We start from the raw sequence: 13,200 nt of genomic DNA, 5'->3' as shown, positions 1-13,200 counted from the left end.
GCCCGCTTGACAGGGCAGTCTGGCCCTCCCTAGGATGATCCTGCGCCGATTTAAACAGCAACTTGCGGGGCGCTTACAAATACCGCTAAAGCGCTGGACGGAACAGGCCTCGTACTACCGCCCAGCTGGATCCACGAGGCGGAATTTCGTCCATGCTACCGCTCCCGCTACGCCTTACCCCCCTGACCCAGGGCAAGCTCGCCAGTCATCCCGCCATCCTGCTCGGCGGTCCCGACCAGCCCACCCTGCTGCGCTATCTCGAAGGCTGGCCGAGGCGCTGGCCCCACAGCCGCACCCTGCAGATCCGCTTCGCCGACCGCGCCGAACAGCTGTGTGGCTTTGCCGACGACAGCTTCGACTTCGCCGTGGTGCAGTCGCCCGGCCAGGCCGGTCTCGTACCCCTGGTGCGGGAATTGACCCGGGTGGCGCGGCAGGGCGTGATCACCCGGCGGCGCTAGCCCGCTTCTTCCGGATAGGCGATCTCGACGATGTACCAGCGCTGTTCGCCGGCCGGCGTCTGCAAGCGGACTTCCGCGTCCAGCGCCTTGCCGACCAGCGCTCGCGCCAGAGGCGAGTCGATGCTGATGAGATTCTGCCGGAGGTCGAGTTCGTCCGGGCCGACGATGCGATAGCGCTTCTCGGCGCCGTCATCGTCTTCCAGGGTGACCCAGGCGCCGAAATAGACCTTGCCCGGATCGGCCGGGCGCTCGCGGATCACCTTGAGATTCTCCAGCCGCTTGCGCAGGAAGCGCACTCGGCTGTCGATCTCGCGCAGCATCTTCTTGCCATAGATGTACTCGGCGTTCTCCGAGCGATCGCCCAGGGCGGCCGCCTCGCTCACCGCCTGGGTGACCTGGGGCCGGCGCACGTTCCACAGCTCGTGGAGTTCGGCGCGCAGCCGGGCTTCGCCGGCGGCGGTGATCAGGGGCGTGCCGGCGGTGCGCGGCGGACGGTAGCGACTCATGGATCAGCTTTCTCTTAGGATCAGTAACGGACTGGCGGTAAGGGCCCGCCGCGTGCCCAGCAGGCCCGCCGCGCCGACCAGCAGGGCGCCCAGCACCGGCAGGAGCAACAGCCAGGGATGGGGTTGCCAGTCCAGGTCGAAGGCCAGCCGGTAGAGCAGGGCACTGACGATCTCGCAACCGAGCGCCGCGAGCAAGCCGCTGGCGCCGCCGAGCAGGATGAATTCGGTGCGCCGCGCCCGTTGCAGCAATTCGCGCCGGGCACCCAGGGCGCGCAGCAGGGCGCCCTGGCGGATGCGTTCGTCGAGGGTCGCCTGCAGGCCGGCCAGCAGCACGGCGATACCGGCGGCCAGCACGAACAGCAGCACGAACTCCACCGCCACGCTGACCTGGCGCAGGATGCTGCGCAGCTGGTCGAGCAGGGCATCGATGGGCAGCAGCGTCACCGCCGGGAATTGCCGGGCCAGGTTCAGCAATTCGCGGTCGTGACCGGGCGGCAGGTAGAAGCTGCCCAGATAGGTGAAGGGCACACCCTCCAGGGCACCCGGGGCGAAGATGACAAAGAAGTTCGGCTGGAAGTTGTCCCAGCTGACCTGCCGCAGGCTGGTGATCCGCGCCTCGATCTGGCGATCACCGATGATGAAGCCCAGGGTGTCGCCCAGGCCGACGCCGAGGCTGCGCGCCAGTTCGCTTTCCAGCGAGACGCCGGGCAGCTCGCCGGCGGGCAGCGCATCCCACCACTGACCGGCTTCCAGGCGGTTGCCGTCCGGCAACCCAGCCGACCAGGTCAGATTGAGATCGCGCCGGGTGGCACGGCCACCGCGGGAGTCGTCTTCCAGGCCTTCCTGGGCGGGATGCCCCTTCACGCTCACCAACCGCCCCTGCACGATGGGATAGAGCGGACTGGCATGGGGCGAGAGCTTGCCCACCGCCGTGGCGAAGGCCTGGCGCTCGTCCGGCAGGACATTGAGGGCGAAGTGATTGGGTGCCTCGGCCGGCAATTGCGCCTGCCAGCGTTCCAGCAACTCGCCCCGCAGCAGCACCACCAGACTCATGGCCAGCAGGATCAGGCCGAAGGCCAGGGTCTGGCCCACCGCTGCCAGCGGATGGCGCAGCAGTTGGCCCAGCCCCAGCCGCCAGGCCAGGGGCGCACCCTGCATCCCCCGGCGCAGGCCACGCAGGGCCAGGTACAGCAGGCTGCCGAACAGCAGCCCGGCGAGCAGGCCGCCCACCAGCAGCGCCAGGGTCAGGCGCAGATCCAGCGACAGCCGCCACATGATCAGCCCCAGGGCCACCAGGGCGCAGCCATAGACCAGCCAGGTGCGCAACGGCACCGGCTGCAGGTCGCTGCGCAGGACCCGCAGCGGCGGGACCCGCCCCAGGGCGGCCAGCGGTGGCAGGGCGAAGCCGACCAGGGCGACCATCCCGGTGCCCATGCCGGCCAGCGCCGGACCGATCCCGGCGGCCGGCAGGCGCGCCGGCAAGAGTCCGTGCAGCAGCTCGAACAGCACCAGCTGCGCCAGCCAGCCGAGCAGGGCGCCGAGCAGACTCGCCGCCAGGCCCAGCAGCCCCAGTTGCAGGCCATAGAGCACCAGGGCGTCGCGCCGGGTCAGGCCCAGGCAGCGCAACAGGGCGCTGGCGTCGAAGCGCCGGGTGGCGAAGCGATTGGCCGACAGGGCCACGGCCACGCCGGCCAGCACCACCGCCACCAGGCTGACCAGGCCGAGATAGCGCTGGGCGCGCTCCAGGGCGTTGCCCAGTTGCCGATTGCCGTCGCCCGGTCCCTCGAAGCGCTGGTTGGCGGCCAGGGCCGGGGTGAGGGCCTGGCGATAGGCGGCCAGTGCCTGGGGTTCGCCGCGCCAGAGTTCGCGATAGCGCACCCGGCTGCCGGGCTGGATGACCCCGGTGGTGGCGACGTCGTCGAGATTGATCAGCACCCGTGGCGTCAGGCTGTAGAAGTCGCCGGCGCGGTCGGGTTCGTAGGTGAGCACCCGGGTGATGGTGAGGGTCTTGCGGCCGATGTCCAGGCGATCGCCGACCTTGGCATCCAGCGCCAGCAGCAGGCGTGGTTCGACCCAGGCCTTCCCGGGTGCCGGAGCGCCGCCCGGCTGTTCGGGACCGTCCGTTACCGCGGCGCTGCGCACCTCGCCGCGCAGCGGGAAGTTGGCCTGGACCGCCTTGACGCTGGCCAGCTGCAGGGCCTCGGCGCCTGCGGCCATGGTGCTGAAGTTGAGCGAGCGGCTGTGTTCGAGGCCGAGCTGCAGGCCGGCGTCCACCTGTTCCGGACGGGGCGGTTCGCTGCCCAGCAACACCAGGTCGGCGGCGAGGAATTCGCTGGCGCGATTCGCCATGCCCGCGCCAAGGCGAGCGGTGAAGTAGCCGATGGCGACACTGGCCGCGACGGCGATCACCAGCGCCAGGCAGAGCATGCGGATCTCGCCGGCGCGGAGTTCTCTCAGACTCTGGCGCCAGGCCAGGCCGAACAGCCGGGCGAAGGGTAGACCGGTACGCCTCATGCCGCGACCTGCCGACCGCCTTCCAGGCGCAGTTGGCGGGCGCAACGGGCGGCCAGGCGCTCGTCGTGGGTCACCAGCACCAGCGTCGTGCCCCGCTCGCGATTGAGTTCGAACAGCAGATCGCTGATATGGGCGCCGGTACGGCTGTCGAGATTGCCGGTGGGTTCGTCGGCGAAGAGAATGCTCGGACGCGGCGCGAAGGCGCGCGCCAGGGCCACCCGCTGCTGCTCGCCGCCGGAGAGCTGGCGCGGATAGTGCCGCAGCCGTTCGCCCAGGCCGACCCGTTCCAGCAGGGTCACCGCCTGTTCCCGGGCCTGGCGCGCACCCTCCAGTTCCAGCGGCAGCATGACGTTTTCCAGCGCCGTGAGGCTGTCCAGCAACTGGAAGGACTGGAAGACGAAGCCCACCCGTTCCGCGCGCAGGCGGGCGCGGGCGTCTTCGTCGAGGGTGTCCAGCCGCTGACCGGCGAGATGGACCTCGCCGCCGCTGGGCAGGTCGAGACCGGCCAGCAGACCGAGCAAGGTGGACTTGCCGGAACCCGAGCTGCCGACGATGGCCAAACTGTCGCCGGCCTCCAGTTGCAGATCCAGCGCCTGGAGGATCGGCAGCGCGCCTTCCGCGCCCGTGACGACCTTGCTAAGGTCGCGTGCCAGCAGTATGACTTCGCTCATGAGGTATCCGATGCCGTATTCGAAGGGCCCGCACGCGGGCGGCTGTGGCGAGTTAGAGTCAAAAAGCCGGGCGAAGTCCAGTGCGCCTTTGCGCCAAGGCATTGCCTGGCTGCTGGCCGTGCTTTGCCTGACCCTGACGCCGCTGGCCATGGCGCGCACCCTGCTGGTGGTGGGCGACAGCATCAGCGCCGGCTACGGCCTCGCCGAAGGCCAGGGCTGGGTACGGCTGCTGGAGCGGCGGCTGCAGGAGCAGCAGCTCGATTATCAGGTGGTGAATGCGTCCATTAGCGGCGACACCACCGCCGGTGGCCTGGCGCGCCTGCCAAAGCTGCTGGCCGATCATCAGCCCACGGTGGTGGCCATCGAGCTGGGTGGCAACGACGGCCTGCGGGGCCAGCCGCTGGCCCAGTTCGAGCGCAACCTCAGCGCCCTGGTGGAGCAGGCCAAGGCCAGGGGTGCCCGTGTCCTGCTGCTGGGCATGCGCCTGCCGCCCAACTACGGACCGCGCTATACCGACGGCTTCGCTCAGGTCTATACCGACGTGGCCAAGGCCCAGCAGGTGGCGCTGGTGCCCTTCCTGCTCGAAGGGGTAGGCGGCGATCCCGCCTTCATGCAGCCGGATGGCATCCATCCCCAGGCCAATGCCCAGCAACGCCTGCTGGACAACGCCTGGCCCCAGTTGCAGCCGCTGCTGCGCGACTGAACGTCGGACTTTTCCCCGGCGGGGCTTTCCGCTAAGGTTGCGCGCCCCGCCGGTCCGGCCAATCTACCGCCCGGCGGATCCGCCCCTGGAGTATCCCGATGTCCCGCCTTTCCCGGTCCATGCACGGCTATCAGCTGATCCAGCCCGATGCCCAGCTCGACCTGTTCGCCTGCCGCGAGGGGCGGGTGCATATCGTCGCCCGGCAGCTGGAGCTGGGCTCGCCAACCGACCGGACCCTGTGCGGCACCCTGCTGCCGGCGCGGCCCCGGATGCATGCGCTGAGTCGTCGGGCGCTGGGGCTCAAGACCCTCTGTCCGGCCTGCATGCAGCGCCTGCAGGGCGCCAAACGAGGCCTGCCGAATCCATTACAGGTCTTTTGAGGCCCTGCCGGACGCCGAGCGAGGCGTGTACAATTCGCGCCGTCACCTTTTTGCTTCTTGCAAGGATTCATCCCATGCCCGCGCGCGTTTCGACCCTGGTCGGTTCCCTCTCGCTGTTTGGTCTGTTGAGCGCGGGTACGGCTCAGGCACTGGAGTTGCCGCTGCCGCCACCCGGTGAAGACGTGGTCGGCGAGGTTCAGGTCATCAAGGCCGCCTACGAAGACACCTTCGCCGATCTCGGCCAGAAGTACGATCTGGGCTACACCGAGATGGTGGCCGCCAATCCGGGCGTCGATGCCTGGCTGCCGGGCGCCGGCACCGAGATCGTGCTGCCCACTCGCTTCATCCTGCCGCCCGGGCCGCGCGAAGGCATCGTCATCAACATCGCCGAATACCGCATGTACTACTACCCCAAGGGTGGTCATTCGGTGTTCACCTACCCGTTGGGCATCGGTCGCGATGGCTGGGGCTCGCCGGTCGGCGTGGCCAAGGTGGTGGACAAGATCAAAGATCCGGCCTGGTATCCGCCGGAATCCATCCGTGCCGAGCACGCTGCCGAAGGCGATCCGCTGCCCAAGGTGGTCCCGCCCGGTCCGGACAATCCCCTCGGCCCCTACAAGATCCGTCTGACCCTGCCGGGCTATCTCATCCACGGCTCGGACAAGAAGTTCGGGATCGGCATGCAGGTCAGCCATGGCTGCTTCCGCATGTACAACTTCAACGTCACCGAACTGGTCGGCATGCTGCCAATCGGCACGCCGGTGCGCATCATCGACGAGCCCTACAAGTTCGGCGTGAGCCAGGGCAAGCTCTATCTGGAGGCGCACCAGCCGGTCAACCTCAAGGGCGATCCGACTGACATCGACCGTCAGGCGGCGGTGGTCAACGCGCTGATCAAGCGTGATGACCTGCTGCAGGCCAACAGCGCGGTGAACTGGAACACGGTGCGTGACGTGGTCCAGGGCCAGGACGGCCTGCCAGTGGAGATCGCCGACCTGCCTGCCGGCATGGTTACCGGTACGGTGGCCAAGGCGCCTGCCAAGACCCTGTGATAGCGACCGGCTGAGCGTGCTCAGCCGGCCACACAAACAAAAAGCCCGCCATCTGAGATGGCGGGCTTTTTGTTTGCTCCGGGAAAGGCGACTGTTGCCACTCGCCTTTCCAGCCGAGGCGCTTACTTGCGGCTGGCTTTTTCCAGCATACGCAGGGCGCGCTCGTTGGCTTCGTCAGCGGTCTGCTGAGCTTTCTGAGCGGCGGCCAGGGCCTCGTCAGCGTGACGGTAGGCTTCGTCAGCACGAGCCTGAGCGCGGGCAGCGGCGTCTTCGGTAGCAGTCAGGCGAGCTTCGCTTTCCTTGTTAGCGGTGCTGCAACCAGTGGCCAGAGCAGCGGCCAGAGCCAGGGCGGCGAATTTCAGAGCGTTGTTCATCGTAAACCCCTTGAGGTAGACATCCTGTTTTAAGATCAATTTTCCAGGTGGAAAATTGCGGCTACATACTACTCATTACCGGTCGTAAGTAAACTGAGCGAACCCGTTGAAGAAAGATTTTTTGCGGAAAAATCCTTTTCAGCTCCTCGTGTTCGTCCCGGAATCCCTGCGCACCCGGTATCAGCAACTGCTTGGATGGCTGAAAGTCGCGAACGTTTCAAACGTTAGAGGATGAGCGGAAGTTGTCAAGGTCAAAGCCGCGCCTGCTCCCGCGCGGGCGGCCCTGATATAGTGTGATTTCTCGGTGCGACGGCTGGTCAGAACCTGCCTGTTCCGGAGGGGTCTGACGCGCTGTGGCTCAGTCCCGCACAGGAAGGGTGCCTTCTCGTCTTCGGATATCATCGATAACAATGGATAAGGCGGAGCCAAACCGCCAAGGAGTAGTCATGAACGAGTCCCTGCACGTGGAACACGATGAGGCCAATCATCAATTCCACCTTTCTGTCGACGGTCAACGCGCCTATCTCGCCTACATGGATCTGGGCAAGCAAACGATGGATTTCTATCGCACCTTCGTCCCCGATGCCCTGCGCGGGCGCGGCCTGGCCGCCAGGCTGGCCGAGCACGCCTTGAACTATGCCGAGAGCCGCGGCTACAGCGTCATTCCCTCCTGCTCCTATGTGGAGCATTATCTGGAACGGCGTGGCCAGGTGACGCCGCTGGCCTGAGAGCCTGTCCTAAGTCTGCTGCGCGTCGGCCAAACGGCGTTGAAACTGGCCTGGGTCGCCAGCCCGGTCGGAATGCTCATTTACCATTCGTAAACCCGAGCGCGGGTCCGATCCGCTTCCTCAGCCAGCTTCGCCTTGTTTGTCTCTAGCTCGCGAGACTTTGAACAGGCTCTGGTGCGGAAGAAAAACGCCGGGCTGAGCCCGGCGTTTTCGTATCCGCTGGCGGATCAGCTGCGCGCGCGGCGCGGCAGTACAGCCTTGAGCTTGCGGTGCATGTCGAGAATGCTCTTCTCAGTCATGGCCCAGTCGATGCAGGCGTCGGTCACCGAGACGCCGTACTCCAGTTGCGACAGATCCGCCGGAATCGGCTGGCTGCCGAAGCCCAGGTGGCTTTCCACCATCAGGCCGACAATGGAGTTGTTGCCCTCGACGATCTGGTTGGCGACGTTATCCATCACCAACGGCTGCAGGGCGGCATCCTTGTTGGAGTTGGCGTGGCTGCAGTCGACCATGATGTTCGGCTTGACCTTGGCCTTGACCAGCGCCTGCTCGCACAGGGTGACGCTGACCGAGTCGTAGTTGGGCTTGCCGTTGCCGCCGCGCAGGACCACATGACCATAGGCATTGCCCTTGGTCATCACCACCGAGACCTGGCCACGCTGGTCGATACCCAGGAAGCGGTGCGGACTGGAGACCGACTGCAGGGCATTGATGGCGACGGTCAGGCTGCCATCGGTGCCGTTCTTGAAGCCGACCGCGGAGGAGAGGCCCGACGCCATTTCCCGGTGGGTCTGGGACTCGGTGGTGCGGGCACCGATCGCCGACCAGCTGATCAGGTCCTGCAGGTACTGCGGGGAGATGGGGTCCAGCGCCTCGGTGGCGGTGGGCAGGCCCATTTCCGCCAGGTCCAGCAGCAGCTGGCGGCCGATGTGCAGGCCGTCCCGGATCTTGAAGGAGTCATCCAGGTAGGGATCGTTGATCAGGCCCTTCCAGCCCACGGTGGTACGGGGCTTCTCGAAATAGACGCGCATGACCAGATAGAGGCTGTCGCTGACCTGGGCGGCCAGGGCCTTGAGCCGCTCGGCGTATTCGTGGGCGGCCTTGATGTCATGGATCGAGCAGGGGCCGATCACCACGAACAGGCGATGGTCCTTGCCGTCGAGGATAGCGCGGATGACCTGGCGGCCCTGGGCGACGGTGTCGGCGGCGAGATCGCTCAGCGGGATCTCCTGCTTGAGCTGCTCGGGGGTGATGAGCGGCTCGTTGGCTTCGATGTTGAGGTCGTTAAGGCGGGGCTGTGCGGCCATGGTGCTACTCGTCGGTCACGGCGCTGCGACAGGACGGGGCCCGTGCAGGCAAAATACGGTGGAGAGGGTGGGGCACCTTAACGCGTGTCCCGCCCGGTCACAATGGTTACGACGCTATTGGCGAGCCTGAGGGCGCGCCTAGGCGATGGGCGTGGCGGGGAAGCGATGGAATTGGACGATGGGACGGCGGATGCCGTCCTGCTGGCGGCGCCCGGGCGCTCGCTGCTGATCTTCACCAGCGTCGGCTGCGCCTCCTGCCGGCTGGCGCGCCAGGTGCTGCCTGCGGCGACGCTGCCGGTCGACCGACTGTACTGGGTGGAGGCCGAGCGCAGCGGCGGCCTGGTGCAGCGCTATGGCGTCTTTCATCTGCCGGCGCTGTTTCTGGTCCGGGACGGCGAACTGCTCGGCCCGGTACAGGCGCCGCTACGCGAGCCGGCGCTGGCGGCGGCGATCCTGGCCACTGCCGCACGCGAGCCCGAAGAGCTGCCCTGAAAGGGCTCTAACGCGCGGTTCGCAGCGCAAACGTCTTTCCCCTGCTACGCTGGAGAGGGCTATCCCGCGTTGCACCGGTCAGGTCGGCTGATCTGGCCAGGAGGAATCGTGATCCGCTCGCTGCTTTACGCCACGGACCTGGGCCTGTGTTCGCCCTATGTCTTTCAGCATGCCTTGAATCTCGCCCGTATCCATCAGGCCCAGCTGTATGTCGTCCATGTGGTGGAGCCGCTCGGCCTGCTGGCGTCTACCCTGTTGCAACAGCATCTGGACGGTGAATCCCTGGACCGCCTGCGCAATGGCGGTCTGGATCGGGTGCTGGAGACCATCGAGCAGCAGGTGTTCGAATCCCTGCGCGAGGACCTGCTGGAAACTCCGGCCACCGTGGGACTGGTGCGTGCCGTGCGGGTGGTACAGGGCGATCCGCCAGCGGCCATTCTCAGGCAGGCCCAGGAGTTCGCCGCGGATCTGCTGGTAATCGGCAGTCGCAGCCAGGGCGACGCCCAGGTGACACCCCTGGGGCGGACCGCCAGCTGCCTGCTGCAGACCGCGCGCATCCCGGTGTACCTGGTGCCGCTGAGTCAGGGCTGATCCATAAACGTCAGCCTTGCCCCTCCGCGACTTAATTCGATTTCGGTCTAGAAAAAGCTTAAGGGCTGCATTACTGTTATATGCTTGCGCATGGGTCAGAAGGCTTGTCTGAAAAATCGCCGAGCGAAGGTCAGACAAGGCAAGAATCCGTGAGGAAGCGGAATTCACGAAGGGTAAATGAGCATTCCGAACGGATTTTTAACGCAGTATGACCGAGCGCAGGCACTTTTCAGACAAGCCTAGGAGCCGGCATGAAACTGCAACAGTTGCGCTACATCTGGGAAGTCGCCCACCACGATCTGAACGTATCCGCCACGGCCCAGAGTCTCTATACCTCGCAGCCCGGCATCAGCAAGCAGATCCGCCTGCTCGAGGATGAGCTGGGCGTCGAGGTCTTTGCCCGCAGTGGCAAGCACCTGACCCGGGTGACCCCGGCTGGCGAACGCATCATCCAGACCGCGGGCGAGATCCTGCGCAAGTGCGAGAGCATCAAGCAGATCGCCCAGGAGTTCTCCAACGAGCGCAAGGGCACCCTGTCCATCGCCACCACCCACACCCAGGCGCGCTATGCGCTGCCGGACGTGATCAGCGAATTCATCAAGCAGTATCCGGACGTGGCCCTGCACATGCACCAGGGTTCGCCGACCCAGATCGCCGAGATGGCTGCCGACGGCACCGTCGACTTCGCCATCGCCACCGAGGGGCTGGAGCGCTTCAACGACCTGGTGATGATGCCCTGCTATCGCTGGAACCGCTGCGTCATCGTGCCCCAGGGCCATCCCCTGGCCAAGGTGGAGCACCTGACCCTGGAGCATCTGGCGGAACAGCCGCTGGTGACCTACGTCTTCGGTTTCACCGGGCGCTCCAAGCTCGACGAGGCCTTTGCCCGCCAGGGCCTGGAGCCCAACGTGGTGCTGACCGCGGCGGACGCCGACGTCATCAAGACCTATGTCCGCCTCGGCCTGGGCGTGGGCATCGTCGCCGACATGGCGGTGGATCTAAAGGCCGATGCCGACCTGGTCTGCCTGGACGCCAGCCACCTCTTCGAGGCCAGCGTGACCAAGATCGGCCTGCGCCGCGGCACCTTCCTGCGCGGCTTCATGTGCGACTTCATCGGCCGCTTCGCGCCGCACCTGACCCGCGATGTCCTCACCAACGCCATGCAGACGCCTTCGCGACAGGAGCTGGAGACCCTGTTCCACGGGGTGACGTTGCCGACGTATTGAGGTTGGTTTTTTTGCTGGTTTATCGCGGCCATGGCGGTCCGCCGATGCGGCCGCTGCAGCAGATCAGACCAATCGCGGCCCACCTACCTTACCCTTCAAGCCGCCACTGCTCCAACAGCAGCTGCGCCGCCGCTGACAGCCCCGCGCCCTGGCGCACCAGGATCGAATAGGGCTCGTTGCGGGTGCGCTGGACCACCGGCAGGCGGCGCAGCAGGCCGTGTCTTTCGCCGAACTGGGCGATGTCGCTGGGCAGCATGGCCACCTGATTGGCGTCTTCCTGCAGCAGGCCAAGCAGGGTGAAGGTGGAGGAGGTTTCCACCGGATAGCGGGGAAACTCCAGTTCCGCGGCGCGAAATTCCCGTTCCAGGGTCAGGCGCATGGGCAGGTTGGCCGGATAGACGATCCAGCGACTGTCGACCAGCTCGGCCAGGCCCAGCGTCTCCGCCTCCGCCAGCGGATGGCGGGGATGGCAGACGATCTCCAGCCGCTCTTCGCGCACTTCCAGACAGTCATAGGCATCCGGCCGGCGGCTGACGCTGCTGCGGCAGATGGCCACTTCGATGCGGCCGGCGTCGAGCAGGTCGAGCAGCCGCACACTGGTGTCCTCGATGATCTCGATCCCCAGCTGGGGTTGCGCCGCACCCAGGCGCGACACCGCGGCGATCAGCCGGGGCACGGCGCCCATGATCACCCCTACCGCCAGCCGGCCCCCTTCGCCCTGGAGAATGCCGAGCATCTCTTCGCGCAGATGGGCCAGGTCGCTCTCGATCAGCCGCGCATAGCGAATCACGCAGCGGCCCAGGTCGTTGGGTTGCAGGCCCTGGTGGGTGCGCAGGAAGAGGGTGGCGCCCAGGGTGCTCTCGATCTCGTGCAGGGCCTTGGTGGCACCGGGCTGAGAGATGGCGATGCGTTCGGCGGCCTTGTGCAGCGAGCCTTCCTCGTCGAGGGCGATCAGCAGGCGCAGTTGCCGCAGGCGCAGACGGGAGGCGATGGAGCCCAGGGATGGCAGCATGGGAATAACCGTTGGTTATCGCGGGATAGGGAGCTCTCATTAGGCAGGCCCCGTAGCGCCGAGTAAAGTCCTTCTCAGGCGATAACCAACAAGGAGAATGCCATGCACCTGATTCAGTTCGAAGACCAACAGGGCCAGCGTCGCGTCGGCGTGGTCGAGCGCGGCGAAGTTCAGCAGGTCCGGGGCGCGACTAGCACCCGGACCCTGGCGCTGCAGGCCATCCGCGCTGGCGTGTCGCTGGAGTCTCAGGTGCAGACCCTGGGCCTGGAGCCCGGACCGGTCTATGCCGAGCTGCTCGACGGCGCCCGGCTGTTGCCGCCGCTGGACCACGAGGACCCCGCGCACTGCCTGGTCACCGGAACCGGTCTGACCCACCTGGGCAGCGCCGCCACCCGCGACAAGATGCACCAGCAGAACAGCCAGGAGGAGGCCAAGCTGACCGACTCCATGCGCATGTTCAAATGGGGCGTGGAGGGCGGTCGGCCCACCACCGGCACGGCCGGTGCCCAGCCGGAATGGTTCTACAAGGGCGACGGCGGCATCCTGGTGCGTCCCGGTGCCGACATCCCGCTGCCGGAATTCGCCGAGGACGCCGGTGAAGAGCCCGAGCTGACCGGTCTCTATGTGATCGGCGACGACGGCACGCCCTATCGCCTGGGTTACGCGGTGGGCAACGAATTCTCCGACCACGTGATGGAACGCAAGAACTATCTCTACCTGGCCCATTCCAAACTACGCTACTGCAGCTTCGGTCCGGCGCTGCGCACCGGTGAGCTGCCGCGCCATCTGGCGGGCACCAGCCGGATCCGTCGCGGCGAGCAGGTGGTCTGGGAGAAGGAATTCCTCTCCGGCGAGGACAACATGTGCCACAGCCTGGAGAACCTCGAGTATCACCACTTCAAGTATGCGCAGTTCCTGCGGCCGGGCGATGTCCATGTGCATTTCTTCGGTACGGCGACCCTGTCCTTCGCCGATGGCATCCGCGTCGAGCCGGGCGACAGATTCGAGATCGCGGTGCCGGAATTCGGCGAGCCGCTGAGCAATGGCGTCAAGGCCGGCACGGCAGCCTTTCAGCCCGGGCAGGTCCGGCAACTCTGATAGTTGTATGATGACTGCTGACTATGCGAATGCTAGAGTGGGTATCGCACAGGCTGGCCCGGCCGCTCTGAGACTGAGCGTGCCACCC

General features: G+C 66.4%; 15 protein-coding genes. 9 read left to right on the top strand and 6 right to left on the bottom strand.

Annotation, left to right across the window (positions count from 1 at the left end; all coding sequences use genetic code 11):
• Positions 1 to 152: 152 nt before the first annotated feature.
• Positions 153 to 458 carry a hypothetical protein gene (locus tag GSQ95_RS22155; RefSeq protein WP_158892662.1) on the top strand — a complete coding sequence of 102 codons (306 nt, stop codon included), beginning with the start codon at positions 153 to 155 and terminating at the stop codon, positions 456 to 458.
• Here the strand turns inward: GSQ95_RS22155 and greB are convergent.
• The 3 genes from greB to GSQ95_RS22140 are packed head-to-tail and all read right to left on the bottom strand — an operon-like array spanning position 455 to position 4,149.
• A complete protein-coding gene (gene greB / locus GSQ95_RS22150) occupies positions 455 to 964 on the bottom strand; it encodes a transcription elongation factor GreB (RefSeq protein WP_133862710.1) in 510 nt (169 codons plus the stop codon). The genes GSQ95_RS22155 and greB overlap by 4 nt on opposite strands.
• A gap of 3 nt (positions 965 to 967) precedes the next feature.
• Positions 968 to 3,478: an ABC transporter permease gene (locus GSQ95_RS22145; RefSeq protein WP_158892664.1), complete on the bottom strand. Its 2,511-nt coding sequence runs from the start codon at positions 3,476 to 3,478 to the stop codon at positions 968 to 970.
• Positions 3,475 to 4,149 (bottom strand): ABC transporter ATP-binding protein, encoded by a 675-nt coding sequence (locus GSQ95_RS22140; RefSeq protein ID WP_158892666.1) that lies wholly within the window; start codon positions 4,147 to 4,149, stop codon positions 3,475 to 3,477. The genes GSQ95_RS22145 and GSQ95_RS22140 overlap by 4 nt, the downstream gene beginning before the upstream one ends.
• A 148-nt stretch (positions 4,150 to 4,297) precedes the next feature.
• Between GSQ95_RS22140 and GSQ95_RS22135 the strand changes: the two genes are divergently transcribed.
• The 3 genes from GSQ95_RS22135 to GSQ95_RS22125 all read left to right on the top strand — a co-directional run bounded on the left by GSQ95_RS22135 (position 4,298) and on the right by GSQ95_RS22125 (position 6,284).
• Entirely contained in the window at positions 4,298 to 4,852 is a 555-nt protein-coding gene (locus GSQ95_RS22135) for an arylesterase (RefSeq protein ID WP_178118416.1), read from the top strand.
• Positions 4,853 to 4,950: 98 nt separating this feature from the next.
• Positions 4,951 to 5,232 (top strand): hypothetical protein, encoded by a 282-nt coding sequence (locus GSQ95_RS22130; RefSeq protein WP_158892670.1) that lies wholly within the window; start codon positions 4,951 to 4,953, stop codon positions 5,230 to 5,232.
• 74 nt (positions 5,233 to 5,306) lie between these two features.
• Positions 5,307 to 6,284 carry a L,D-transpeptidase family protein gene (locus GSQ95_RS22125; RefSeq protein WP_133862714.1) on the top strand — a complete coding sequence of 326 codons (978 nt, stop codon included), beginning with the start codon at positions 5,307 to 5,309 and terminating at the stop codon, positions 6,282 to 6,284.
• A gap of 122 nt (positions 6,285 to 6,406) precedes the next feature.
• Here the strand turns inward: GSQ95_RS22125 and GSQ95_RS22120 are convergent, their stop codons facing one another.
• Positions 6,407 to 6,658, bottom strand: coding sequence for an Lpp/OprI family alanine-zipper lipoprotein (locus GSQ95_RS22120; RefSeq protein WP_007160560.1), 252 nt, complete (start codon positions 6,656 to 6,658; stop codon positions 6,407 to 6,409).
• A gap of 446 nt (positions 6,659 to 7,104) precedes the next feature.
• Between GSQ95_RS22120 and GSQ95_RS22115 the strand changes: the two genes are divergently transcribed.
• The gene (locus GSQ95_RS22115; protein WP_158892672.1) at positions 7,105 to 7,386 is read left to right on the top strand and encodes a GNAT family N-acetyltransferase; all 282 of its coding nucleotides are present in this window, start codon (positions 7,105 to 7,107) and stop codon (positions 7,384 to 7,386) included.
• Between the two features lie 227 nt (positions 7,387 to 7,613).
• Here the strand turns inward: GSQ95_RS22115 and GSQ95_RS22110 are convergent, their stop codons facing one another.
• Positions 7,614 to 8,693 carry a 3-deoxy-7-phosphoheptulonate synthase gene (locus GSQ95_RS22110; RefSeq protein ID WP_158892674.1) on the bottom strand — a complete coding sequence of 360 codons (1,080 nt, stop codon included), beginning with the start codon at positions 8,691 to 8,693 and terminating at the stop codon, positions 7,614 to 7,616.
• 165 nt (positions 8,694 to 8,858) lie between these two features.
• On the opposite strand from GSQ95_RS22110, the gene GSQ95_RS22105 reads away from it, so the two are divergent.
• From GSQ95_RS22105 to cysB, 3 genes are all read left to right on the top strand, one after another.
• Positions 8,859 to 9,185: a thioredoxin family protein gene (locus GSQ95_RS22105; RefSeq protein WP_158892676.1), complete on the top strand. Its 327-nt coding sequence runs from the start codon at positions 8,859 to 8,861 to the stop codon at positions 9,183 to 9,185.
• A 108-nt stretch (positions 9,186 to 9,293) separates the two neighbouring features.
• Positions 9,294 to 9,776: a universal stress protein gene (locus tag GSQ95_RS22100; RefSeq protein ID WP_158892678.1), complete on the top strand. Its 483-nt coding sequence runs from the start codon at positions 9,294 to 9,296 to the stop codon at positions 9,774 to 9,776.
• Positions 9,777 to 10,027: 251 nt separating this feature from the next.
• The gene (gene cysB / locus GSQ95_RS22095; protein WP_158892680.1) at positions 10,028 to 11,002 is read left to right on the top strand and encodes an HTH-type transcriptional regulator CysB; all 975 of its coding nucleotides are present in this window, start codon (positions 10,028 to 10,030) and stop codon (positions 11,000 to 11,002) included.
• Positions 11,003 to 11,090: 88 nt separating this feature from the next.
• Here the strand turns inward: cysB and GSQ95_RS22090 are convergent, their stop codons facing one another.
• Positions 11,091 to 12,014: a LysR family transcriptional regulator gene (locus GSQ95_RS22090; RefSeq protein WP_158892682.1), complete on the bottom strand. Its 924-nt coding sequence runs from the start codon at positions 12,012 to 12,014 to the stop codon at positions 11,091 to 11,093.
• Between the two features lie 102 nt (positions 12,015 to 12,116).
• On the opposite strand from GSQ95_RS22090, the gene araD1 reads away from it, so the two are divergent.
• Entirely contained in the window at positions 12,117 to 13,112 is a 996-nt protein-coding gene (gene araD1 / locus GSQ95_RS22085) for an AraD1 family protein (RefSeq protein WP_158892684.1), read from the top strand.
• Positions 13,113 to 13,200 lie beyond the last annotated feature (88 nt).

This window comes from Pseudomonas sp. BAV 4579 (assembly GCF_009765395.1).
Classification (GTDB): Bacteria; Pseudomonadota; Gammaproteobacteria; order Pseudomonadales; family Pseudomonadaceae; genus Chryseomonas; species Chryseomonas aestiva.
Note: the sequence above shows the minus strand (reverse complement) of the source record. Positions and strands in the feature narration are given on the sequence as shown.